20 protein-coding genes are annotated in these 25,351 nt (G+C 32.6%); 6 read left to right on the forward strand and 14 right to left on the reverse strand.

Going from position 1 to position 25,351, the window contains the following annotated elements; genetic code table 11:
* Positions 1-12: 12 nt before the first annotated feature.
* Complete coding sequence (ung, locus tag AST99_RS03780; protein WP_057779318.1) at positions 13-678, reverse strand: uracil-DNA glycosylase; 666 nt, start codon at positions 676-678, stop codon at positions 13-15.
* 74 nt (positions 679-752) lie between these two features.
* On the opposite strand from ung, the gene AST99_RS03785 reads away from it, so the two are divergent.
* From AST99_RS03785 to AST99_RS03805, 5 genes are all read left to right on the forward strand, one after another.
* Positions 753-2,249, forward strand: coding sequence for a YfcC family protein (locus AST99_RS03785; protein ID WP_057779664.1), 1,497 nt, complete (start codon positions 753-755; stop codon positions 2,247-2,249).
* Between the two features lie 59 nt (positions 2,250-2,308).
* Complete coding sequence (locus AST99_RS03790; RefSeq protein WP_057779320.1) at positions 2,309-4,474, forward strand: endonuclease MutS2; 2,166 nt, start codon at positions 2,309-2,311, stop codon at positions 4,472-4,474.
* 57 nt (positions 4,475-4,531) lie between these two features.
* Entirely contained in the window at positions 4,532-5,275 is a 744-nt protein-coding gene (locus AST99_RS03795) for a DUF3575 domain-containing protein (protein WP_057779321.1), read from the forward strand.
* 21 nt (positions 5,276-5,296) lie between these two features.
* Entirely contained in the window at positions 5,297-5,713 is a 417-nt protein-coding gene (locus AST99_RS03800; RefSeq protein WP_057779323.1) for a thiol-disulfide oxidoreductase DCC family protein, read from the forward strand.
* Between the two features lie 94 nt (positions 5,714-5,807).
* Entirely contained in the window at positions 5,808-6,476 is a 669-nt protein-coding gene (locus AST99_RS03805) for a hypothetical protein (protein WP_057779325.1), read from the forward strand.
* 71 nt (positions 6,477-6,547) lie between these two features.
* On the opposite strand, the gene AST99_RS03810 is transcribed toward AST99_RS03805, so the two are convergent.
* The 3 genes from AST99_RS03810 to aroC all read right to left on the reverse strand — a co-directional run bounded on the left by AST99_RS03810 (position 6,548) and on the right by aroC (position 10,079).
* Positions 6,548-7,195, reverse strand: a complete 648-nt coding sequence (locus tag AST99_RS03810) for a DsbA family oxidoreductase (RefSeq protein ID WP_057779327.1) — start codon at positions 7,193-7,195, stop codon at positions 6,548-6,550.
* Positions 7,196-7,561: 366 nt separating this feature from the next.
* Positions 7,562-8,872: a dicarboxylate/amino acid:cation symporter gene (locus AST99_RS03815; RefSeq protein WP_057779329.1), complete on the reverse strand. Its 1,311-nt coding sequence runs from the start codon at positions 8,870-8,872 to the stop codon at positions 7,562-7,564.
* Between the two features lie 145 nt (positions 8,873-9,017).
* The gene (aroC, locus tag AST99_RS03820) at positions 9,018-10,079 is read right to left on the reverse strand and encodes a chorismate synthase (protein ID WP_057779332.1); all 1,062 of its coding nucleotides are present in this window, start codon (positions 10,077-10,079) and stop codon (positions 9,018-9,020) included.
* A 197-nt stretch (positions 10,080-10,276) separates the two neighbouring features.
* Between aroC and AST99_RS03825 the strand changes: the two genes are divergently transcribed.
* A complete protein-coding gene (locus tag AST99_RS03825) occupies positions 10,277-11,140 on the forward strand; it encodes a UDP-2,3-diacylglucosamine diphosphatase (RefSeq protein WP_057779336.1) in 864 nt (287 codons plus the stop codon).
* On the opposite strand, the gene AST99_RS03830 is transcribed toward AST99_RS03825, so the two are convergent.
* The 10 genes from AST99_RS03830 to AST99_RS03875 form a co-directional block, all read right to left on the reverse strand.
* Positions 11,132-14,059, reverse strand: a complete 2,928-nt coding sequence (locus AST99_RS03830; protein WP_057779339.1) for an FAD-binding and (Fe-S)-binding domain-containing protein — start codon at positions 14,057-14,059, stop codon at positions 11,132-11,134. The genes AST99_RS03825 and AST99_RS03830 overlap by 9 nt on opposite strands.
* Positions 14,060-14,213: 154 nt before the next feature.
* The gene (gene bshA / locus AST99_RS03835; protein WP_057779342.1) at positions 14,214-15,356 is read right to left on the reverse strand and encodes an N-acetyl-alpha-D-glucosaminyl L-malate synthase BshA; all 1,143 of its coding nucleotides are present in this window, start codon (positions 15,354-15,356) and stop codon (positions 14,214-14,216) included.
* 1 nt (position 15,357) lies between these two features.
* Positions 15,358-18,279, reverse strand: coding sequence for a serine hydrolase domain-containing protein (locus AST99_RS03840; protein ID WP_057779345.1), 2,922 nt, complete (start codon positions 18,277-18,279; stop codon positions 15,358-15,360).
* A gap of 232 nt (positions 18,280-18,511) precedes the next feature.
* Positions 18,512-19,735, reverse strand: a complete 1,224-nt coding sequence (serB, locus tag AST99_RS03845) for a phosphoserine phosphatase SerB (RefSeq protein WP_057779348.1) — start codon at positions 19,733-19,735, stop codon at positions 18,512-18,514.
* Between the two features lie 100 nt (positions 19,736-19,835).
* Positions 19,836-20,321, reverse strand: a complete 486-nt coding sequence (locus tag AST99_RS03850) for a hypothetical protein (protein WP_057779350.1) — start codon at positions 20,319-20,321, stop codon at positions 19,836-19,838.
* The gene (locus AST99_RS03855; RefSeq protein ID WP_057779352.1) at positions 20,322-20,954 is read right to left on the reverse strand and encodes a hypothetical protein; all 633 of its coding nucleotides are present in this window, start codon (positions 20,952-20,954) and stop codon (positions 20,322-20,324) included.
* Positions 20,955-21,746 (reverse strand): (Fe-S)-binding protein, encoded by a 792-nt coding sequence (locus AST99_RS03860; RefSeq protein WP_057779354.1) that lies wholly within the window; start codon positions 21,744-21,746, stop codon positions 20,955-20,957.
* Positions 21,747-21,796: 50 nt separating this feature from the next.
* A complete protein-coding gene (locus AST99_RS03865; RefSeq protein ID WP_057779356.1) occupies positions 21,797-23,107 on the reverse strand; it encodes a 4Fe-4S dicluster domain-containing protein in 1,311 nt (436 codons plus the stop codon).
* A gap of 3 nt (positions 23,108-23,110) precedes the next feature.
* Complete coding sequence (locus tag AST99_RS03870; RefSeq protein ID WP_057779357.1) at positions 23,111-24,097, reverse strand: MlaD family protein; 987 nt, start codon at positions 24,095-24,097, stop codon at positions 23,111-23,113.
* A gap of 52 nt (positions 24,098-24,149) precedes the next feature.
* On the reverse strand, positions 24,150-25,280 hold the full coding sequence (locus AST99_RS03875) for an N-acetylmuramoyl-L-alanine amidase family protein (RefSeq protein ID WP_057779358.1): 1,131 nt from the start codon (positions 25,278-25,280) through the stop codon (positions 24,150-24,152).
* Positions 25,281-25,351: the final 71 nt, after the last annotated feature.

The raw sequence follows: 25,351 nt of genomic DNA on the forward strand, positions 1-25,351 counted from the left end.
CAGAAAAATCAGCTACCAATTCACCTGAGACTGTGTATTACGCTGCAACAGGGAGTTAGTTTTACTAAAATGTTTATTACCAAACCAATATCCTCTATTCGCACTTAAAGGTGATGGATGTCCGGACGTTAAAATGTGATGTTTTTCTGAATCTATTAATTTAGATTTTTGCTTTGCATACCCACCCCATAATAAAAACACAACGCCTTCCGTTTTAGAATTTATAAGAGATATGACACGGTTTGTGAATGTTTCCCAACCTTTTTTCTGATGACTACCGGCTTCATGTTCCCTTACCGTTAAAGTAGCATTTAAAAGTAATACACCTTGTTTAGCCCAACGTTCTAAGTTTCCACTTTCAGGATAAGATTTTCCTATATCCGATTCAATTTCTTTAAATATATTTTTCAGTGAAGGCGGATGTGAGATACCATCTGCCACAGAGAAACACAAACCATTGGCTTGTCCAGGACCATGATATGGGTCTTGCCCCAAAATAACAACTTTAACATCTTTAAGAGCACAAGCATTAAACGCATTAAAAATTTCGATTTTTGGCGGATAACATACATGAGCAGCATATTCTTCTTCTACAAAACGCCATAAGTCAATAAAGTAAGGTTTGTCAAATTCTTCTTGTAAAAGAGAAAGCCAATCTGGGTTTATATTTTTCTGCATAATTTATAATCTTGAAAGTTCAAACGTAAAAATAGTGTTACCTTTCCACTTATAAAAAATTAAAAATGTCTTTTATGAAAGCCATTCAATTCCCAACAGCTTTAACTGTTTTACTTCTAATAGCAGCCGTTGTTGCTTTATTAACTTATATTATTCCTGCCGGTAAATACGATAGATTAAGCTATAACAAAGATTCAGATACATTTACACAAGTTAAAAAGACTGAAACCGTAGAATTAGCGGCCACTCAAGAAACCTTAGAGCATTTTGATATTAAGATTCCGATAGAAAAATTTAAAAATGGAGATATTTGGAAACCCATTAGCATACCAAATACATACCATACTTTAGATGCTCAACCACAAGGTGTCATGGCTTTTATTCAATCGCCTATTAAAGGTATTATGGAAGCCATAGACGTTATACTCTTTGTATTAATTATAGGAGGATTTATTGGAATTATGAATTTTAGTGGAGCATTTGAAGCGGGAATTTCTGCTTTAGCGCAAACCTTAAAAGGTCGAGAATATATTCTTATTATTGTTATAACATCACTCATTGCTATTGGAGGTACAACATTTGGTCTGGCCGAAGAAACCATAGCCTTCTACCCTATTTTAATCCCTGTATTTTTAGCGGCTAAATATGATGCTATGGTGGCATTGGCCTCTATTTATATTGGATCATGTATTGGTACGTTAGCTTCAACTGTAAATCCGTTTTGTACCATTATAGCATCTGATGCTGCTGGGATAAATTGGACAACAGGACTTACTACACGATTAGTTGTTTTGGGTTTAGGTTTAATTATTTGTTTAATATATATTATTAGATATGCGCAACAAGTAAAAACCGATCCTACTAAATCTATTATTTACGATCAGAAGACAGAGATTGAAAATCAATTTCCGATAACAAGTTTAGATAATGCGCTACGTTTAACACTTAAATATAAAATTATTTTAGTGCTGTTTTTAATGTGTTTTGTGGTCATGATTTATGGGGTGTCTCAATTAGATTGGTGGTTTTTAGAAATGACAACCGTGTTCCTTGTAGGCGCTGTTATTATTGGTATAATTGCACGTATTAAAGAAGCTGTCTTTGTAGATACCTTTATAAAAGGAGCCAATGATTTATTAGGTGTAGCTTTTATTATTGGCATTGCTCGTGGTGTAACAGTTTTAATGGAAGATGGCCTAATTAGTGATTCTTTATTGTTTTATGCAAGTTCGCTAACAGAAGGCATGAACAAAGGGATATTTATTAATGCTATGCTCTACATTTATAGTGCATTATCGTTTTTTATTCCTTCATCTTCAGGAATGGCAGTTTTAACCATGCCCATTATGGCGCCTTTAGCAGATGGTGTTGGTATTGGCAGAGATTTAGTAGTTAATGCTTATCAATTTGGAATGGGATTATTTGCTTTTATAAATCCAACAGGATTAATTTTAGCTTCTCTAGCCATAGTAAAAATTGGTTTCAATAAATGGTTACGTTTTGTTATGCCATTATTTGGAATGCTATTAATTTTCATCATGATAGTATTAACAATTTCAGTCTATATTTAGTCACGATAACCTATTTATTTCCTTAAATTTGCTTCTTTTTAAAAGTCTCAAAATTTAGGATGATAAACATTCATAAAAAAACCTTACAAGATTTAGAATTTCAAACTGTTTTAGAACAAGTTAGTGAATATTGTATCACTGCTTTAGGTCATCAGGCTGCTTTAGAAATTTCTCCTTTTAAACACAAAGAAGACGTCATACACGAGCTTCAATTAACTCATGAATATGTATCGTCCTTTTATAACGATAACCGTATACCTAATCATGGGTTTGATGAAATCACTAAAGAATTAAAACTTCTAAAAATTGAAAACACCTATTTAGAAGTCCATAGTCTCAAAAAGATTGTGACCATTTCTCAAACAACAAACGAAATCATCGTCTTTTTAAAAAAGTTTGAGGAGTATTATCCTAATCTATATCAGAGTGCTTCACATATAGAGATTACAAAAGTAATTATTGAAAAAATTAATGCTATTGTAGATCGTTTTGGCGAAATAAAAAATAATGCTTCCCCTTTATTGTACGAGTTAAGGCAATCTATGAACAAGTTAAAAGGGCAGATCAATCAAAGTTTTACTTCCGCTTTAAATATGTATCAGGGATTTGATTATCTGGATGATATTCGTGAATCTGTTGTAGAAAACAAACGTGTTTTAGCCGTTAAAGCCATGTATAGACGTAAAGTTAAAGGCTCTATAATGGGAAGTAGTAAAACCGGAAGTATTGTATTTATAGAACCAGAAGCTACTTTAAAATATACGCGCGAATTACACAATTTACAGTTTGAAGAAAAAGAAGAAATTGTAAAAATTCTTAAAGATTTAACCAATTTTATTCGTCCGTTTATCACCTTACTTCAAGATTATCAATCTTTTTTAATCAATATAGATCTTATTGCTGCAAAATCGCAATATGCAAAATCTTTAAATGCCATTCTTCCTGAAATCACAGAAGAGCGTCATATGTTTTTAAGAGATGCCTATCACCCATTATTATATTTAACAAATACTAAAAAGAATAAAACTACTTACCCACAAACCATTACGTTAAATGAAGACAATAGAATTATTGTCATCTCAGGACCTAATGCAGGTGGTAAAAGTATCACCTTAAAAACGGTTGGTTTATTACAAGTGATGCTACAAAGTGGAATGTTAATACCTGTACACGAACGTAGTAAAACCTATGTTTTCGATCGTGTATTAAGTGATATTGGAGATAATCAATCTATAGAAAATCATTTAAGTACCTATAGTTACCGATTAAAACAAATGAACTATTTCTTGAAAAAGTGTAATAGCAGAACGTTGTTTTTAATAGATGAATTTGGTACCGGAAGTGATCCTGAATTAGGTGGTGCACTAGCAGAAACGTTTTTAGAAGAGTTTTATGAACGGGAGGCTTATGGTATTATTACAACCCACTACTCCAACCTTAAAATTCTAGCCAACGAATTGCCACATATGCAAAATGCCAATATGCAATTCAATAATAAAACGTTAGAGCCTATATTTAAATTGGTTTTAGGGCAAGCCGGAAGTTCGTTTACATTTGAGGTTGCTCAGAAAAACGGTATTCCTTACAGTTTAATCAATAAAGCTAAAAAGAAAATTGAGGGCAGTAAAGTGCGTTTTGATGCTACAATTGCTAAACTTCAAAAGGAACGTAATAAATTAGAAAAAACAGAACGTTCGCTTAAAGTAAACGAGCAGAAAAAATTATCTGAGGCCGAAAAATTAGAAGAAATTAATACAAAAATTCAACGTAAGCTTGAAAGCTATCAAGAGTTATATGATAGTAATCAGCGTTTGATTTATTTAGGACAGAAACTTAATGATATTTCAGAAAAATATTTTGAAAACAAGCGCAAGAAAGCCATGTTAGATGAAGTATTTAAAGTGGTTCAGATTGAAAATTCTAAACGTAAACGTGTAACAGCCAAAGAAAAAAAGGTTCAGAAAGCGAAGACACAAAAAGTAGTACAAGAAGCAGAAAAGAAAGTTGAAGTTATTCGTCAGAAAAAGAAAATTGCAAAACAAAAAGCGATAGAAAAACCAAAACCTAAAGTTGCTTTAAAGATTGGAGATCGTGTGCGTTTAATAGATGGGAAAGCTGTGGGAAGTATTGATATTATTGAAAAAAATAAAGCCATTGTAAATTATGGCATTTTTACAACGAATGTCAATTTAGATCAATTAGAACTTGTAGAAGCTAAAAAGTAAATCTATACGGTACTTGTTATAAATTTATTTTGTAATTTAAGTACATATTATTAAATTATGAAAACTGCATTTTATTTCTTAATTACCTTAGGGTTATGTTGTTATAATTTACAAGCTCAAGATGTGAATTATGATACCAATACCATGTATCCTAATTATAAAAATGAAATCTCATTTGAAATTCCACAGGTTATTAATGGTGTTTATCAATTTTCTTATGAACGTTATATCTGGAAAAACATCAGTGCAAATTTAGGCGTTGGTTATAAAGGCAAAGAAGGTCTTGTAAAAATTTCTGGGCTTAATGGTGATTATATTAAAACCGATGAAATTTTTTATACCGGATTTCAAATCATTCCGGAAATCAGATATTATATCAAAAATACAGCTCGTAAACCTTTAACAGGTTTTTATTTTGGGGCCTATCTAAAATATTCTAATTACAATAGTGATTTTGATGGCGATTATATAAGCCGTGAAGGTGAACACTACACTTTCGAATTTGATATGAGTGCTACAGTATCCTCTGTAGGATTAATGTTTGGTTATAAATTACCTATTTCTAAACACTTTAATATTGATTTTATGATTGCTGGTCCGGGAACAGGTCATTATAAATTTAAATTTAAGAACGAAAAGGATTTACCAGACGCGTTTTATGACCATTTAAATACTGCCTTAGAGGATTATACATTATTAGATTTGATAAATTCAGATTTTAAGTTTTCTAAAGTAAATCGGAGTTCAAAATTTTCAGCTTTGTCGTTTAGATATGGTATTGCTATAGGCTATATATTTTAATTAAAACTTAATGATAATATTATGACTACTCTTAACGCAAATCAAAAACTTGTCCTCTTTGACGGTGTATGTAATTTATGCGATAGTTCTGTACAGTTTATCATTAAACACGATAAGAAAAACGTCTTTTTGTTTACCACACTTCAAGGCGAAACAGCCAAACCTATAATATCATCCTTTAAGATAGACACAGAGAAGACAGATTCTATCTTATTATTTACCCCTAAACGTAGGTTATATACAAAATCTACTGCAGCATTGCGAATCGCAGCTCAGTTACAGTTTCCAATAAATTTACTAAGTGTGTTTTTAATAATTCCAAAATTTATTAGAGATTATGTTTACGATTTTATTGCTAAAAACAGATACCGTTGGTATGGAAAGAAAGAAGCCTGTATGATACCAACTAAAGCCTTAAAAGTTAAATTCTTAACTTAAAGCATAACTATTCTAAGTTTTTTCTTTTAAATAAACTTAGAACCTTATACATTTGAATATTATAATAAATCAAATTATTTAATTTAAAACGTTTATGAAAACATCAAATTATTCATTTTTAATACTTGCAGTAGCTTTAGTTTTAAGTAGTTGTTCTAGTGTTAAAGTATTAGACTCTTGGAAAGGAGACAACGCACCTTCTTTAAAAGAAAAAAATATTTTAGTCATTGCTCGTACAGACAATAAACAAGCACGTATTGCCTTTGAAGAAGAAATAGCAAACCAATTACGTGATAGTGATTTTAAAGCGACAGAAAGTTTTAAAAAATTACCAAATATAGATCCTGATAGAAAATTAGATGAAGCTCAAACTAAAACTCTAGTTGAGACGATTAAAAGAGAAGGTTTTGATGGTATTGTTTTAAGTGTTGTAAAAGATTACTCTGAAGCAACTAGAACTTCTACAGATGGTGGTTATTACGCTGGTGCTTCTTATGGTGCTTTTTATCCTGGTTACTACGGTGGATTTTACGGTTACTACAGTCACCCAATGACATATGTAAGTACTGGAAGCTATATGCCTATGACATCTACGACTACAACTGTTAAAACGTATGTAATAGAAACAGTGGCTTATAATTTAGACGAAGAAGATGGAAAACAACTTGTAGCAGTTGTAACATCTAGTCTTGAAAACCCTACAAATATTAGTAGTAACGCTGCTGAATATGCTAAAAAGATCAAGAAAGCTTTAAAAAATTAAGCCTTTTTAAAAACTCATAAAAAAAGCCTCATACTAAATATGAGGCTTTTTTATTTATATAACGTTTGTTACTAGGTGGTTTGCAACATGTCTTTTAAAACATCCTTAAACACACTTATAGGCTGTGCCCCAGTTACAGCACTTGTTCTATTAAATACAATTGTGGGTACAGAAGTTACCCCCATATTTTGCCAATAAGCTTCTTCTGTTCTAACCGTGTTACGCGCGTTTTCATTATCTAATAAAGCCAAACCATCTTCCGCATTCAAACCTACGTCTAATAAGGCTTGTTTGAGTATAGCTCTGTCCGATACATCTTTTCTTTCACTAAAGAAAGACGCTGTTAATCGCATCTTTAATTCGGTTTGTTTACCAAATTGTTTAGCATAGTCAAGTAAAATATGAGCTTCAAACGTATTTACCATACGCATGTCATCGTAATAATCAAAAGTGAAACCAAGCGCTTCACCAGCATCTGCCATTTGTTCCTGAGACGCTTTCTGTTGTTCTATAGAAGCACCATATTTTTCCTCAATATGTTCTTGAACATTCTGACCTTCTGCTGGCATTTTAGGGTTTAACTCAAATGGTTGCCATTCAATTTCTATTTGATCTTCAACGCCTAATTCTGAAATGGCTTTTTCAAGACGTTTATAACCTATAGTACACCAAGGACAAACCACATCTGAAACGATATCTATTTTTAATTTTTTAGTCATTTTTTAAAGTCTTATATGTGTTGAATTACATCTTTATAAAGTAGTCTATATTTAGATCCAAAAATTACACTATGTTATAAAATAAATAAACCTTCTGCGGTTGAGCAGAAGGTTTAGTGACATTAATTTAGTTGTAAAGGGGATTACGCGTATTATTAGTATTACTTGATAAAAGTCTTAAACATAGCACAAAACTAAACAATCGGTTAGTTATAATATTATTTTTAACGTTTTGTTAAGTGTTTTAGAATTTACAAGCTGACGTTAGATTTTTAAAATATTAAATTAAAACTTAAAACAGCTTCATGTAAGAGTTTGACATAAAGCTGTTTGTATGTTTTGTAAGAATAAAAAGAATTAAGATTCTTATTGTTTGGATTTTTTATAATTATCGTCCCAATCTTTAACTTTTGGTTCGCCTAATCTGCCTTCTGAATGTGCAACAAGCATAGACACGGCTGCATCGCCAGTGATATTTACAGTTGTACGACACATATCTAAAGGTCTGTCTACCGCAAAAATTAGTGCTAAACCAGCTTCAGGAATTCCTGCTTGTGCAAGAACAATCACTAACATAACCATACCTGCTCCAGGGACAGCTGCACTACCTATAGACGATAAAGTGGCTGTAACAATAATTCCCAATTGAGCAGCTAAACTTAATTCTATACCAAAAGCTTGTGCGATAAATACGGCTGCAATGGCTTGGTATAAACTGGTACCATCCATATTAATAGTTGCTCCAATAGGTAACACAAAACTCGCTACTTCTTCTTCTACTCCTAGATGTTCTTCTACACGTTCCATGGTTAAGGGTAAAGTGGCAGCACTACTACTGGTTGAAAAGGCAAGTAATTGTGCTGGCGAAATCCCATTAAAAAAGAATTTAGGAGTACGTTTAGTAAAAATGTATACAATTATGGAATAGGCAATCATCATAATCATTAAACCTAAAACAACACTAAATGCATACCATCCTAAGGCTTTAAATAAATCGGCACTAGGCGCTTCCACAACCAGGGCCGCTAGTAAAGCGAATACACCATAAGGCGCGGCTAACATAATAATGTCAATCAGTTTTAAAATGACTTCGTTGAAGCCATCAAAGAATTCTTTTACAGGTTTAGCTTGTTCTTCAGGAATAAGTATTAATCCAATACCAAAGAAAATAGCAAAGAAAATCACCTGAAGCATATTTCCATTATCAGATGCGGCTTGAAAAATATTACTTGGTACAATATCTTCTAAAGCTTGTAATGGTCCTGCTTGTTTTTGTTTCTGAGCTTGTTCTATTCTAGAATCTGCATCACTTTTATAATTTTCTACAAGTTGAGCTCTTGTTTCCTCAGTGATTGAATGACCTGGTTTAATAATATTTACAATAGCTAAACCAATACAGACTGCAATTACAGTAGTAATAATATAAGTTCCAATGGTTTTTCCTCCCATTTTAGAGAGTTTAGAAATATCCTTTAAATCTGAAACTCCTTTTATTAAAGAGGCTAAAATTAATGGTACTGCTATAAGTTTTAAGGCATTTATAAACATGTTTCCAAAAGGCTTAACCCAATGTGCAATAAATGTTGCTCCCCATTCAAATTGATTCATTAATAAGGCGAAAACAACCCCTAAAACCATTCCTAATAAAATTTGCCAATGTAATGCGAGTTTCTTCATAGTGTAATTTTAGTGTGTTTTAATATTATTAATTTAGTGAACTTATAAGTTTAACAAAAGATTGAAAATATAATGTCATGTCGGCAATTAAGCGACCAAACAAGTGTATTCAATCTTAAAAAAATGATGATTTAAATATATAAATTTATTGATAGACTTTATCTAACAATAAATAATCTGCGATTACTAATGCAGCCATGGCTTCTACTATAGGCACGGCTCTTGGAACAACACATGGATCATGTCTTCCTTTTCCATCCATTTTAACAATGTTACCGTCTTTATCAATAGTATCCTGTGTTTGCATTATGGTTGCTACTGGTTTAAAGGCTACTCTAAAATAAATATCCATACCATTACTAATACCACCTTGTATACCTCCAGAGAGGTTTGTTTTTGTAGTACCGTCTGTATTATATAGGTCGTTATGATCGCTACCTTTCATTTTAGCACCACAAAATCCACTACCATATTCAAAACCTTTAACCGCATTAATAGATAACATGGCTTTTCCTAGTTCGGCATGTAACTTATCGAATACGGGTTCTCCTAATCCAAGCGGAACATTTTTTATCACACAAGTTACAGTACCTCCAATAGTATCTCCTGCCTTTCTAATCTCTTTAATCCTAGAAATCATTTTTTCAGCAGTATCTGCATCTGGACAACGCACTATATTACTTTCAATATTTTTAAAATCGATGTCTTGGTATGGTTTTTCCATGAAGATATCGCCTACAGACGATGTAAATGCATGAAACTCTATACCTTTTAAGACTTGTTTAGCAACGGCACCTGCCACAACACGACAAGCTGTTTCTCTTGCAGAACTACGACCTCCACCTCTGTAATCGCGAACGCCATATTTCTTTTCGTATACATAATCTGCATGCGATGGACGGAACGAATCTTTTATATGTGAATAATCGTGGGATTTCTGATTAGAATTTTCAATAATAAATCCGATAGAAGTTCCTGTTGTTTTACCTTCAAAAATACCTGATAAGAATTTTACTTCGTCTGGTTCTTTTCGTTGTGTTACAATTGCAGATTGACCAGGTTTTCTACGGTTCATTTCAGTTTGTATAGCGTCTAAATCTATAGTGATTCCTGCAGGACATCCGTCTAGAATTCCTCCTAACGCAACACCATGAGATTCACCAAAAGTGGTCAGTTTAAATAATTTTCCAAAGGAATTTCCAGCCATAACAAATACTATTTTTTTGCTAATTTAAATTTATTATTACGAAAAATAAAATAGAATGTGATGAATCGCTAAATAAAATGAACAGAGATGGTAACAATAACTTTACAAAAAACTATTTATTAATTAATTAGGTCTTTAAGTTTAAGTAACATTTGTTTAGGTATTTTGTATAAAATAATCTGTAACCCCCTATTTTATTGAAAATTAAACGAAAAATTGAAGTCGCCGTTATATCAGATGTGCATTTAGGCACATTTGGTTGTCATGCTAAAGAACTGTATGCGTATTTAAATAGTATTGATCCAACCAAACTCATTCTTAATGGAGACATTATAGATGTTTGGCAATTTAACAAACGCTATTTTCCAAAATCACATATGCAAGTCATCAAGAAAATTATGGATATGGCTTCAGATGGTGTAGAAGTAATATATATTACAGGAAATCACGACGAAATGTTAAGACGATTTAGCGACTCTACTATTGGTAATTTTTCTATAGTCGATAAATATATTACTGAACTAAACGGAAAAAGTGCTTGGTTTTTTCATGGCGATATTTTCGACGTTTCTATTCAAAATGCAAAATGGTTAGCCAAACTTGGAGGCTATGGCTACGATTTTTTAATTCTAATAAATCAGGTTGTCAATTGGGGATTAAAGAAAATGGGGCGAGAAAAATATTCAATATCTAAACGTATTAAAAATGGTGTGAAAGGCGCTATAAAATATATTAATGATTTCGAAGCTGTAGCCACAGATCTAGCCATAGAACAAGGTTATGACTATGTAATTTGCGGACATATTCATCAACCAAAAATGTTAATCAAAGAAAACAAGTACGGCAAGACAATGTATTTGAATTCAGGAGATTGGGTTGAAAATTTTACAGCTTTAGAATATCAATTTAAACGTTGGAAAATTTACAACTATAATCATGATAAATTATCCCCTTTTTTTGTCGATGAAGCATTGAAAGACATGGATATGCAAGATTTAATAGCTGCCATTACTATAGTAGATAAAAAGAAAAAGAAAGCTAAAAAGAAAAAATCAGATTAAAGCACGTCTTAAAATTGTTACAGGGTGTAGAGCTACTTTAGCTGTGCCATCTTTAATTTGATGACGGCAACTCGTTCCGTTTGCGGCGATAATCACATCTGGTTTTGCTTTTCTAACGGCAGGAAACAACGTTTGCTCTCCAACAGCCATACTTACTTTATAATGTTCTTTCTCGTACCCAAAACTTCCAGCCATACCACAACAACCACTAGGAATAATAGTTGCTCTATATCCTTTAGGTAGATTTAATAATTTGAATGTAGATAATTGATTACTCATGGCTTTCTGGTGGCAGTGTGAATGAATTTTTATCACTTTTTCTTCTGCATGAAATTGTTCTGCTGTAATGTTTCCTTTTTCTATTTCAGCATACAAAAAATCTTCAATTAAAAAAGTGTGTTTTGCAATGTGCTTTGCAGCGATTTTATCTTCCGCCAACATAATATATTCATCTTTAAACGTAAATATTGCTGAAGGTTCTATTCCTACCAATGGAGTGTTTTCAGATATTAAATCTTTGTAAGTATTTACATTTTTAGTAGCACATTCTTTAGCTTGCTCTAAAAAGCCTTTAGATATAAATGCTCGTCCAGATTCTTCATGTTTCACAAACTTTAACTCATAATTTAAACCTTGTAATAAGGCAATAGCATCTAAACCAATTTCAGTATCTAAAAGGTTTGTGAACTCATCTACAAAGAAATGAATTGTTTTAATTTTATTTTTAACTAACTTATTTTCAATAGATTTAATATGTTTGTTTAAACTTTTAGAAGAGACTAACGGCATGCTTCGCTCTTCAGCAATACCAAAAGCTTTTTTAATGACATCAGAAGTAAATTTCGTCTTAAAAAAGAAATTTGTCAATCCAGAAACATGAGTCGACAATTGGTTGGCTTTATTGTTATAAGCAAAGATTTTAGAACGTAAACTAAATCCGTTTTCTTTCTGATATTGGTATAAAAATTCCGATTTCATAGTAGAAATATCTACAGTACTCGGACATTCATTAAAGCAGGCTTTACAGCTTAAACATAAATCTAAAATATCTTTTAGTTCTTCATGATTAAACGGATTTTTACCAGGTTCTGTATGTGTTAAAAATTCGCGTAATGCATTTGCTCGAGCGCGAGTAACGTCTTTTTCATTTTTTGTAGCGCGATAACTTGGGCACATGGTACCTCCTAATTCTGCTGGTTTTCTACAATCTCCGCTCCCATTACATTTTTCTGCTTGTCTTAAAATCCCTTCAGATGCAGAGAAATCCATCAATGTTTTAATGTCTGGTTCTTTACGATCTGGAACATAACGTAAAGCCTCATCCATAGGAAATGCATCTACAATTTTTCCCGCGTTAAAGATGTTATTCGGATCGAAAACCGTTTTAATACGCTTAACAATAGTATAATTATCCTCACCAATCATTAACGGAATAAATTCTGCACGTACAATTCCATCGCCATGTTCTCCTGACATTGATCCGCCGTATTTCTTCACTAAATGTGCAACATCGGTGGTTATTTTTCTAAACAAAGCAACATCTTCACTTAACTTTAAATTTAAAACCGGACGTAAATGCAGTTCGCCTGCACCAGCATGTGCATAATAAATGGCTTTCTGATTGTAGCCTTTCATTAAGGCTGTAAACTCATTAATATAGTTAGCAAAATCAGGTAAAGCTACAGCTGTATCTTCTATACAAGCAGCCGATTTTTTATCGCCAATAATATTACCTAATAAACCTAAGCCCGCTTTACGCAACTCAATAGCTTTATCGATATCCTCTAGTTCTAAAACCACATTAGCGTAACTTAAACCTTCTATTTGTAATGCATTAACTAATGCTTCTGCTTGTAACTTTACATCGTCTATGTCATTACTTTTTAGTTCACACATTAAAATGGCTTCAGGATCGCCCACCACAAATTGTCTGTTTTCCTGTTGTTTTAAATTGTTTTTAGTACAATCTAAAATAGTCTTATCCATCATTTCACACATATATAAATGATGTTGCATACATGTTGTCGTTGCAATTAAAGCATCTTCAACACTTTTAAAATGTGCAGCAACCATAATACGCTCTGTTGGTGGCAAAACATCTAAATGCAATGTGATTTCTGTTGAAAACGCTAAAGTCCCTTCGCTCCCAGATAACAAATTACACATGTTAAATGGTTTAGACGATTCGTGAAACACTTCAGAATCAATCAATTTATCGATAGCATATCCTGTATTTCTACGATGAATTTCCGGTTTAGGAAACTCTTTATGAATATGTGTGCGAACATCTTCAGGTTTTAATTCATTATAAATTGTTTTATAAATATCACCTTCCAAATTATCTAAGAGTGTTTTTTTATGAAATTGTTCTGGTGTTAGATTTCCGAAAACAGCTTCACTTCCATCACTTAAAATGGTTTTTAATTGCAATACTTTATCCCGAGTTACACCATATTGAATAGATGTTGTTCCAGACGAGTTATTTCCTACCATACCACCTATCATACACCGGTTAGATGTAGATGTGTCTGGAGAGAAAAATAAACCATAGGGTTTTAATTGTAAGTTTAAAAAGTCTTTTACAATTCCAGGTTGTACGGTAACAGTACGTGCTGCTTTATTAACCGAAATAATATTTGTGAAATGTTTAGATACATCTACAACTATACCTTCTCCAACACATTGTCCTGCTAAAGAAGTCCCTGCGGTTCTTGGTATTAATGTTACCTTATTCGTGTTAGCAAATGCGATTAAAACCTTTAAATCTGGTTCATGTTTAGGGTAAGCAATAGCCAACGGCAATCGTCTATACACCGAAGCATCTGTAGCATAGATAGATTTCATTAAATCGTCGTAAAATAATTCACCATCTAAGGCTTGGCTTAGTGTATTTAAATCGAAGGAAACAGCTGTAGTCATATTAGTGTAAAGTCAGTGTGCTTATGTTAAGGGGTAATAAATGTAGAAATTGTAAGTAGAACAAGCAACCTAATTCTCTTAAAAACAGTTTATACATAAAAAAACGCTTCAGATTAATTAAAAACTGAAGCGTTGTATGTGATGTAATATGCGATTAAGGTAGTAATTGTAAACTTTTTTCTAATGTTTCCTCGTATAGCTTTTCGTATTGTGGCACGATGTTATGAATATCGAAAATATAAGATCGCTCTTTAGCATTCTGTTTAAATTGTTTTAAACGTGCTGGATCACTTAAAATATATATTGCATTTTTACTCATATCTTCCACATCGCCAACATCACTTAAAAACCCTGTAATACCATTGACGTTTACTTCTGGTATTCCACCGGTATTACTTGAGATTACCGGCACTCCTGAAGCCATAGCTTCTAAGGCTGCCAAACCAAAACTTTCTGTTTCTGATGGTAATAAAAATAAATCACTAAAACATAAAATTTTATCAATCTCATTACTTCTCCCAAAAAAGACTACTTTTTCTGTGATTCCTAATTCATCACATAGGTTTTCAGCATCTTCTTTATCCGGCCCATCTCCAATTAACATGAGTTTAGCGGGGATTTCTTTTTGAATGTTATAAAACACCTTAATGACATCTAAAATGCGCTTTACGGGCCTTAAATTACTAATGTGAGTTATAATTTTTTCATCATCTGGAGCCATCATACCACGCTGACAGTCGGTGAAAGAATGTTTATATTTTTCAATATCAATAAAATTAGTAATGACGTTGATATCCTTTTTAATATCGAATAATCTAAAGGTATCTTCTTTTAAACTTTCTGAAACAGAGGTTACAGCATCAGACATATTGATACTAAAAGAGACTGCTGGTTTATAAAACGGATGACTTCCTACTAATGTGATATCTGTCCCGTGAAGCGTAGTGACCACAGGAATATAAATACCTTCTTGTTCGAGCATTTTTTTTGCCATGAATGCAGCATAAGCATGGGGAATAGCGTAATGCACGTGTAGAATTTCAATTTTATGAAGTTTCACCATATCTACCATTTTGCTAGATAAAGCCAACTCATAAGGTTGATAATGAAATAATGGATATTCTGGAACTTTAACTTCATGGAAATGAACTTTATTGCTTAACAAATCTAACCTTACTGGCTGATTATAAGTAATAAAGTGGATTTCGTGTCCGCGTTTCGCTAACTCTAAACCCAATTCTGTGGCTACTACGCCGCTTCCTCCAAATGTAGGATAACAATTAATTCCTATGCGCATCTTAATTTATTATTGCTTCGTAAATAAGTTCTTGAATATCTGTTCTAATGTTTTCTCTTAATAACATATTAATTTCTGCAGATGGATACGTTCTATTTGCCATAAATACATACACTAACTCTTCATCTGGATCTGCCCAAGTATAAGTCCCTGTAAATCCGGAGTGCCCAAAACTTTTCATAGACACACAGCCACATGTTGGGCCACTAGTTCCTAATTGGGGCTTATCGAAACCTATACCACGTCTGTTACCTTTACTAGAATAATATGTTGTATTAAACATATCTATAGTTTCTGGTTTAAGATAGCGTTTATCACCATAAAATCCTTTTTGTAAATACATTTGCATGATTTTAGCGATATCGTTAGCATTACTAAATACACCGGCATGACCACCTACTCCATTTTGCATTGCTGCTCCCATATCATGTACATAGCCTTGAACCACTTGATGACGATAATAGGTGTCGTTTTCCGTCGGAACAATATCTTTCATCGGAAATTTTAAATACGGATTATAAGTTGTTACATTCATTCCTAACGATTCATAAAAGTGAGTTTGCACTAAATGATCTAATGTTCTGTCGTAATAAGTCTCTATAAATTTCTTTAAAATATAATAAGGTAAGTCGCTATAGCGATATTTTAACGTTTTTAACAAATCTGTATCCATAATAATTTGCTGCATAGTCTCTGGATAATCTCTCTTTAAGTATAGATTATTTGATACTTTAATATTAAAAAGTTCACTTGGTGCATTACTATAATACGAATTACTAGGCATTTTAGTAGAATCTAATGTGGCCACATAAAAAGGAATCCAGGGTTTTAATCGTGCATAATGCGATAACATTTGCTTAAGAGTAATGTTCGCTTTATTAGAACCTACATACGTAGGAATTAAGTCTGAAAGCGTAGAATTTATTGAAATTTCATCGTCTTGTTCTACAATTTCCATTATTAAAGGCAAAGACGCAACTATTTTAGTGATGGAAGCAATATCGTATAAATCGTTGTCTTTAACAGGTTCGGAATCTGCATCGTAAGTATGTTTTCCGAAGTTCTGACTATAAATAACTTGTCCTCTTCGCGCTACCAAAAGCTGAACTCCAGGTGTCATATGTTCATCTACCGCACGTTGTGCAACAGCATCAATTTTATGAAGTTTTTTTGAATCGATACCAACACGTTCTGGAATAGAATAGCCTAAACGGGAAATGGAATTGATAGAGATACCATCGCCTGCATGAAAGCCATTACCCACAGATACAGGAAGCTGACCTTTAGCTTCTAAAGCTCCAAAAATTATTTGTGCCGATTTTTTTTGTGCGACTTCACTGTTTTGATAACTCACGACAAGACCTTCAATATGGTCTACAGAAGATAAATCTAGTAAAGCGTAAGGTTTTACAAACACATCTAAAATGACATGATGCGTTTTTGAGATACTGTCTAATAACTGAACTTCTTCAGTAGTAAATTCATAACTCTTCCATGGATTGGCATTGGAGCGGTGCAAACCAAAAATTACAGTATTATAATTGTCTAATCGGGTTTTAATATATTCATAAGAGTCCGATAAAATTTCGTGCACTTTAGTATATTTTTTCAATTCATCTAAAAACGTACTACCGCTATCGTCACCTAATTTTATATAAGCTATTGATTTTTGATCCAAATCCCGAAGTGGCAAAATATCATCTTCATTTTTAACTACAGTAATTGCATTCTCAAACAGCTCTTCATTTAAAATATCGTCTTCTAATCGATTTAAATCTTCAACGAGATTTTCTGTGTCTATAGGTTTGTAATGGTTTAGACCTACTTTATATTTAGACATTAAAATTTTCTTTACAGAATATGCTAAACGTGCTTCAGTTATGGTCTGATCATTATATGCTTCTGTGATTTTTTCCATGGCTTTAGGCACATCTTCAGAAATTAACAAAATGTCGTTACCAGCTAAAAATGCAGCCAAATCGATATCGCCTGGACTACTAAAATTAGCAACGCCTTTCATTTCTAAAGCATCTGTAAAGATTAAGCCTTGGAATCCCATTTTGTCTTTTAATAAATCGGTGATAATTGTTTTAGATAAAGACGATGGGAAATCTGGTCTAGCCTCTAAACTAGGTACATTTAAATGCGCCACCATAACACTTTCCATACCATTTTTAATCATCTGTTTATACGGATATAACTCGATTGAATCAATGCGTTTCTCAGAAAAATTTATGGTTGGTAATGCTTTATGCGAATCTGTTTCGGTGTCGCCATGGCCTGGAAAATGTTTACCAGTAGCCATAACTCCAGCACTTTGTAACCCCTTCATAAAGGCAACGGCATGCTCGGTCACAGTTTCACGATCTTCGCCAAAAGAGCGGTTTCCAATAATTGGATTTTTTGGGTTGGTATTAATATCTACATCTGGACCAAAATTAAAATGAATCCCGAGACGTTTACAATGTTCACCAATATGTTTTCCTGCTTGCTCTACCAATTGTTTGTTCTTAACAGCGCCTAAAGTCATATTCCAAGGAAAAGCATAAGTAGAATCTAATCGCATACTTAATCCCCATTCTGCATCCATTCCAATAAGCATTGGAACTTTAGACATGCCCTGATAGGTATTGTTAAGCTTCGCTAATTTTACAGGTCCTCCTTTAGAATAAATGATACCTCCAATATGATTATTCTGTATTAAATTTTTAATACTCGTAACATCTCGGGTATTTGCAGAAGTCATGGCACGTACCATAAACAACTGTCCGATTTTTTCTTGAAGTGACAGTTTATTATACACACTATCTACCCATTTTTGTTGAGCAATAGCATCTTTTGTCACCAACGGATTCGCTGAATTTTGACTAAATGATAAGTGAATACTGAAAAATATAATTGAGAGAAATAAAATATTACGCATGTAAAAATTAATTTGATTGTCAATACAATATGTGTTGCAAATTAAAAGCAAAATACCATATTTAAAATGAAGTTAAAAAGACTTTATGATAGATTTATACAGAATTAGTTAACAGCAATTCCGTTGTGCTGAATTTATAATGATGATGCTGTTAATTTGTAAGGGTAAAACAAAAAAACTTCACCCCATATATCATGCAGTGAAGTTTTTAGTATTATGTATTATAATGCAGTTAATCTACTAAATCTATATATCTGTCGTGGTATCCTAATAAATAAAGTACACCGTCTAAACCAATACTAGAAATTGAGCTTTGAGCATTGTCTTTTACTTTTGGTTTGGCATGAAACGCAATTCCTAATCCTGCTAAATTAAGCATTGGTAAATCGTTAGCACCATCTCCTACTGCAATAGTCTGACTAATATTTATACCTTCACGCTTGGCAATTTCTTGCAAGTATTCTGCTTTCTTATTTCCATCTACAATTTCACCAAGATAACCACCTGTAAGGGCACCATCTTTAATTTCTAGCTGGTTGGCGTATACGTAATCTATGCCCAATTCTTTTTGTAAATAATGGCCGAAATACGTAAATCCACCCGATAAAATAGCCGTTTTAAAACCATAACTTTTTAAAGTATCTATTAAACGTCTAGCGCCTTTTGTAATTGGTAAGTTTACTGCAACTTCCTGAAGCACATCTTCACTCAAACCTTTTAACAGTTTCATGCGTCTTTCAAAACTTTCATTAAAGTCTATTTCCCCCTGCATGGCAGATTCTGTAATGGCTTTAACTTGAGCGCCAACACCGGCTAATTCTGCAAGTTCATCAATAACTTCTGTTTGAATTAAAGTAGAATCCATATCAAAACACACTAAACGTCTGTTTCGTCTGTAAATATTATCTTCCTGGAAAGCAATATCAACATTTAATTTACGAGAAATATCCATGAACTTTTCAGTAATATCTGCTTTATCATCAATATGTCCTCTAATAGACAATTGTATAGATGCTCTTGGATATTCTTCATCTTTAACTAAAGATAAACGTCCTGTAAGACGCTTAATAGCATCGATGTTTAAGTTTTTTTCTGACACAATTTTAGTGACTTCAGAGATTTGTTTTGCAGATAGTCTCTCTCCTAAAAGTGTTACAATGTAACGGTCTTTTCCTTGAAGCGTTACCCATTTTTCGTACTCGTCTAGAGTAATAGGTGTAAACTTAGCGGTAATACCGAGTTCGTAGGCTTTAAATAATAAATCCTTTAAAACTGCAGCTGATTTTTTTTTAGACTTTATCTTAAATAAGATACCTAAAGATAATGTGTCATGAATATTTGCTTGTCCAATATCAAGAACTTTAGCTCCGTATTGTGCTAAAACACCTGTTAATGTTGATGTTAATCCTGGCCTATCTTGTCCTGAAATGTTTAATAAGATAATCTCATTACTCATAATATAGTTTTAGGTTTTTAAAGTTGAAAAAATTAGTGTGTCAATGGTTTTACAACACGTTTATAAAGATTAATGGCTTTACTATTTTGGTAAATGAAGATTATTTAAGGAATCTGTTGTGCCAACTATCGCTAGCAGGTACTTCCCAATTTTCTTTGTATTCAGCAATATTAGTCACTAAATTATTAAAGACTATGGTGTTTTTAGACACCGCTTTATCTTTAGCCATTTTTCTGAAATCGGTTAACGTTTTATACGCCACAAACTCCCCTTGTTTATAAGACACATTCATTTTGTCTAATAAATCTACCTGATATTCTTTTTCTAATTGTTGAATAAAATGCACAGATGCATCTACAGAACAGCCAGTAGCATTATTAACTTCTTGATTTAAACCCAGTACTAAAAAACGCTTGTATTTAATCTCGTAACCTGCGTTTAAGTCAGCCCCATGAGCGGTCCAATTTTCTAAAAAGACATCTATTTTAGATTTAATCTCTTCTAATTCTTGATCTGTAAACGAACGATTGGCTTGATAGATCCAAACCTTAGAAGTTTCTGGTAATGTATTAAAATCTACTAACATTTATTGTACTGTTAATTTTGTTATTATTTTAAAATTTCTATAATCATTGATTTTTGGATCGTAGAAGTCTTGTTCTTTATATTGAATATTAAATACTTGCTTTTTAAGTTTTTTCTCGTTTTCAAATAATTGAGAACCATCAAAATACTCTAACCATAAAAAACTGTACGTTCTGCCGTTAGATGTATCTTTAAAAGACAATGTATTAAATTGTTGATTGGATTTTAGACTTAAAAAAGCAAGTCCATTAAGGGTGTTATTCTGAGGTGCTTCAGTTGCAATAGAATCATCTTCTAAATAATTCCCCACCATTAAAGACATAATATCTGGACAGCTAGTCATCATTTTTAAAGCCACTACTTCTCCTAAAGCTTCTAAAGATTTATCATCATTAAAAGATACATTTAGTAGTTCACTGGCTTCTGGATGTTTAGTGTAACTTTCAATAATACATAAACCAAAATTTAATTCTAGCTTCTGTTTATCTATAGCTTCAAAATCTAGCCCTTTACCGTTTATACACTCGCAAGATTCATTAGAAATAATTTCAACCAATTCGTCTTTAGTTAGTTCTTGTGCAAAAAGAAAACCAGAAACTAAACATAAAAGTGCTGTTGTAATAGTCTTTTTCATCTATAAATCTTGTGCATTTGCAATAAGTTCTGCGATATCCATAACGTCTACTTCGGACTCTTTATCTTTTGCTTTCACACCGTCTGTCATCATGGTATTACAAAACGGACAACCTGCAGCAATAATATCTGGTTTTACCTCTATGGCTTGCTCAGTACGCTCTACATTCACTTCTTTATCGCCTTTTTCGGCATCTTTAAACATTTGTGCGCCTCCTGCTCCACAGCATAAACCTTTGCTTTTGCAGTTTTTCATTTCAACTAATTCGGCTTCTAACTTCCGAATTAAATCTCGAGGAGCTTCGTAAACATTATTGGCACGTCCTAAATAACAAGGATCATGAAAAGTAATACGCTTACCTTTAAATTTACCACCTTCAATAGTTAATTTACCCTCTTCTAGTAATGATTTTAAAAATTGAGTGTGGTGCATCACCTCATAGTTTCCGCCTAATTCTGGATATTCATTTTTTATAGTGTTGAAACAATGCGGACATGCAGTTACAATTTTTTTAACTTCGTAAGCATTTAAAACTTCAATATTAGTTACGGCTTGCATTTGAAATAAAAACTCATTTCCAGCACGTTTGGCAGGATCGCCAGTACAACTTTCTTCTGTACCTAACACTGCAAAATCGACTTGTGCTTTGTGTAGTAATTTTACAAATGCTTTAGTGATTTTTTTTGCTCTATCATCAAAACTTCCAGCACAACCTACCCAAAATAATACATCGGGTTGCTTGCCTTGAGCCATATATTCTGCCATGGTTGGCACTTTTATTAATTCGCTCATGTCTCTCTATTTTGATTTGTTGTATGTATAAACTTTAAGCATATTTAAACTTATTCGTCTTTCCAATTTAAACGATCCATTTGGTTATAAGGCCAAGGTGCACCGTTGTTTTCTATATTAGTCATCATGTTATTTAATTCTGTAGGCGCTGCCGACTCTTCCATAACTAAATAACGTCTCATATCTATAATAATGGATAAGGGATTTATACTTACCGGACAAGCTTCTACACAAGCATTACAAGATGTACATGCCCAAAGCTCTTCGTTAGTAATATAATCGCCTAATAACTGTTTCCCATCATCGTTAAAGACTCCATTATTGGCATCTATATTTTTACCAACCTCTTCCAGACGATCTCTAGTATCCATCATGATTTTACGAGGTGATAATTTTTTTCCGGTTTGATTTGCTGGACATTCACTAGTACAACGTCCGCATTCTGTACAAGTATATGCGTTTAATAATTGAACCCAATTTAAATCCTGAACATCGCTAGCACCGAATTTAGCTACTTCTTCTTCCGTAGAATCACCTTCAGCAGGAGCAGCAAACGGATCGACATTAGGATCCATCATCATTTGTACTTCTTTGGTTACCGCTTTAAGATTATCTAATTCTCCTTTAGGTTTTACACTACCATAATAGGTGTTTGGAAACGCTAAAAGGATATGTAAATGCTTAGAAAAGTATAAGTAATTCAGGAAGATTAAAATACCTACAATATGCAACCACCAGGCACCACGTTCTATAATATGTAACGTGCTTTCTGTTAAACCGCTAAACAAAGGTGCAATATATTGACTGATTACGTTTCCGTTATCTATAGCTTGAAAATGAACGTCGGTTGCATTCATCACTAAAAACAATGTCATTAAAACCATTTCAAAATATAAAATGATATTTCCATCACTTTTAGGCCAACCTTTCATTTCCGATTTCCAGAAACGTTTTAATTTTATAACATTTCTTCTAGTCCAAAATAGAATTACCGAAACAAAAACTAAAAGTGCTAATATTTCAAAAGCACCAATTAAAACTCCGTATAAAGAGCCCATTCCAGAAAAAATACGATGTGTGCCAAAAAGACCATCAATAATAATTTCTACAACTTCAATATTTATAATAACAAAACCTACATATACAATTATGTGAAGAAATCCTGCAATAGGACGGCGTACCATTTTACTTTGACCAAGCGCAATCATGCTCATGTTTTTCCAACGTAGGGAGGTATTATCGCTAACATCTACATCTCGGCCTAATTTAATGTTACGGACTAATTTCTTGACGTTGGTTGCAAAGTAACCAATTCCTGCAATTAAAATAATCGCAAATAGTATGTTAGGAATTATGCTCATATATTAGTTGTTTGTTGTCTCAACATCTACAGCGGTACCATTATCATCTACTTGATTTTCTTCAGCATCAAAATCTTTTGGTTTTTTTCCGAACACAGAAAAATGAACATAACGCTTCGGATTTAGTTTCATATCCTGTAGCAATTGTTCTAACTGTAGTGATGCCCCTTCGATGTTTTCGTATAACTGATCGTCTTTTAATAACTTTCCTAAAGATCCTTTTCCGTTATTCACATCGTTTAAAACACCGTTAAATGACGCTAGAGATTGTTCTAAATTATTTACAATTCCAGAAATATTAGTAGCAGCTAAAGAATCTGATAGTTTGGAAAAATTATCAGACGTGTGGTTTAAATTCGTTAAGGTATTGTTTATGTTGTCTTTATTTGAAGTCAGAATACTATTTATAGATTTAGATGTAGCATTAAAAGATGCTATAGTTTGTTCTAAGCCAGCAATAGAGTTTTTAAGATTAGTGGTAGTTTTCTCATCAAAAATACCATTGAAACTATATAATAATGAATCTGCATTTTGAGTTAAGGATTCTATTTTCTCTTGTAACGGAGCTAATCTTTCACCAACGATGTCTGTTAAGCCAGATTTTCTAGAAGCCACTAAATAATCTCCACTTTCGGCTAATTCAGCATTATCTAAAGCCGGCATAATGGCAATAGACTTTCCTCCGATTAAGCTGGTGTCGTATAATTCTGCTGTACTGTTTTTAGAAAATGTATAATCGTTATCTATAATTAGCGTTACTACTAAAGTCGCGTCTTCTTTAAGTTTTATATCTTTAACGTTACCAACATGAAGTCCACTAATGGTGACAGGAGTAGATAAAGTTAAACCTTCAACATTTTTATAGTTTACATAGAAAGTTCGAGAAGAAGAGAATAAATTTTCACCTTTTAAAAAATTAATTCCGAATATTAAAAATATAATTCCAGCAATTACCAGAACTGCAATTTTGATTTCTTTAGATATCTTCAAAGCAATGTTTTTAGTTTATAAACAAAATTAGAAATAATTAAATTAGAATTACCTAATTTGAAGTTGTTTTTAGCACTTCGTCTAAAAGTACTTGTTCTCCATTCTTAAAAGCTACTATAAAACTTGTATTAAATCCTTTTGCTTTAGCTTTAGATAATAACTGTTTACTTTCAGAATAGGTAGACGTTGTGCCATAATAATATTTATACATTTTACCCACTTGGTCTCTAGAAATCGGACTCAATCCGCTAAAATTATAAGCTTTAGTCTCTAGTTTTTTAGAACTTGCTGCAATTTGTACTTTAAATTCTATGGTAGTACTGGGATTTGTTTCAATGGTTTCTAGCTCAACTTCATCATTAATTACAGGTTGTTTTCTAGGCGTTCCTAAGTATTCACCAACATTTAAATCTAACGTTTTTTTGTATTCTAAAATGGCATCTTTAATTGCAGTAGAAATTTGAGCTTGTCCTTTACTAGAATTTAAATAATGGCCTTCTTCGTTATTGGTAATAAAACCAGTTTCTATAAGTACACTTGGCATATAGGTATTATGCATAACCCATAAACTCGCTTGTTTTACTCCTCTACTCTTACGTTTTAATTTATTAGTGAAATTATCTTCAATCATACCCGCCAATAAAATACTATGGTCTATATAATCTTCTTGCATTAAAGTTAACCCAATTAAAGATTCTGGAGCATTCGGATTAAAACCATCATAATGCGTTTCATAATCGTCCTCTAAAAGAATTACTTCATTCTCTAATTTGGCTACATCAAAATTACGTTTGGTATTCGCTACACCAACAACATAAGTTTCTGTTCCAAAGGCCTGACTGTTGTGTGCGTTACAATGGACAGAGACAAAAAGATCTGCATCTGCTTCATTAGCAATTTTTGCACGCCCTCTTAAAGTGACGAAAACATCTGTTTTTCGAGTATAAATGACCTTTATATCTGGGTTTTTCTCTAATTCTGCTCCTATTTTTAAAACTATTTTTAAAGCGACTTCTTTCTCTGTAAAGCCGTATTTTGTTGGTTTTCCAGGATCATGTCCGCCATGTCCCGCATCTAAAACAACAACGAATTTGTTGGAGTTGAGTGCGTTATCACTTTTAAAAGACGTTAATACTAAAAAACATATTAAGGGTAATATAAAAAATATAGATTTTGTTTTCATATAGACTATAACTCTGATCGTATTTGATTATTATTAAAATTTAGTGAATATTAATAGTTCTCAAAAAATAT

It is taken from the genome of Formosa algae (genome assembly GCF_001439665.1).
Classification (GTDB): Bacteria; Bacteroidota; Bacteroidia; order Flavobacteriales; family Flavobacteriaceae; genus Formosa; species Formosa algae.

Bases quoted from the DNA above. Each gene is read 5' to 3' on its own strand.
- aroC (WP_057779332.1), bottom strand. From the start codon at position 10,079: ATGGCTGGAAATTCCTTTGGAAAATTATTTAAACTGACCACTTTTGGT.
- AST99_RS03800 (WP_057779323.1), top strand. From the start codon at position 5,297: ATGACTACTCTTAACGCAAATCAAAAACTTGTCCTCTTTGACGGTGTA.
- AST99_RS03865 (WP_057779356.1), bottom strand. From the start codon at position 23,107: ATGAGCATAATTCCTAACATACTATTTGCGATTATTTTAATTGCAGGA.
- AST99_RS03790 (WP_057779320.1), top strand. From the start codon at position 2,309: ATGATAAACATTCATAAAAAAACCTTACAAGATTTAGAATTTCAAACT.
- AST99_RS03810 (WP_057779327.1), bottom strand. From the start codon at position 7,195: ATGACTAAAAAATTAAAAATAGATATCGTTTCAGATGTGGTTTGTCCT.
- AST99_RS03855 (WP_057779352.1), bottom strand. From the start codon at position 20,954: ATGAAAAAGACTATTACAACAGCACTTTTATGTTTAGTTTCTGGTTTT.
- AST99_RS03840 (WP_057779345.1), bottom strand. From the start codon at position 18,279: ATGCGTAATATTTTATTTCTCTCAATTATATTTTTCAGTATTCACTTA.
- AST99_RS03850 (WP_057779350.1), bottom strand. From the start codon at position 20,321: ATGTTAGTAGATTTTAATACATTACCAGAAACTTCTAAGGTTTGGATC.
- serB (WP_057779348.1), bottom strand. From the start codon at position 19,735: ATGAGTAATGAGATTATCTTATTAAACATTTCAGGACAAGATAGGCCA.
- AST99_RS03860 (WP_057779354.1), bottom strand. From the start codon at position 21,746: ATGAGCGAATTAATAAAAGTGCCAACCATGGCAGAATATATGGCTCAA.
- AST99_RS03805 (WP_057779325.1), top strand. From the start codon at position 5,808: ATGAAAACATCAAATTATTCATTTTTAATACTTGCAGTAGCTTTAGTT.
- bshA (WP_057779342.1), bottom strand. From the start codon at position 15,356: ATGCGCATAGGAATTAATTGTTATCCTACATTTGGAGGAAGCGGCGTA.
- ung (WP_057779318.1), bottom strand. From the start codon at position 678: ATGCAGAAAAATATAAACCCAGATTGGCTTTCTCTTTTACAAGAAGAA.
- AST99_RS03830 (WP_057779339.1), bottom strand. From the start codon at position 14,059: ATGACTACAGCTGTTTCCTTCGATTTAAATACACTAAGCCAAGCCTTA.
- AST99_RS03815 (WP_057779329.1), bottom strand. From the start codon at position 8,872: ATGAAGAAACTCGCATTACATTGGCAAATTTTATTAGGAATGGTTTTA.
- AST99_RS03875 (WP_057779358.1), bottom strand. From the start codon at position 25,280: ATGAAAACAAAATCTATATTTTTTATATTACCCTTAATATGTTTTTTA.
- AST99_RS03795 (WP_057779321.1), top strand. From the start codon at position 4,532: ATGAAAACTGCATTTTATTTCTTAATTACCTTAGGGTTATGTTGTTAT.
- AST99_RS03785 (WP_057779664.1), top strand. From the start codon at position 753: ATGAAAGCCATTCAATTCCCAACAGCTTTAACTGTTTTACTTCTAATA.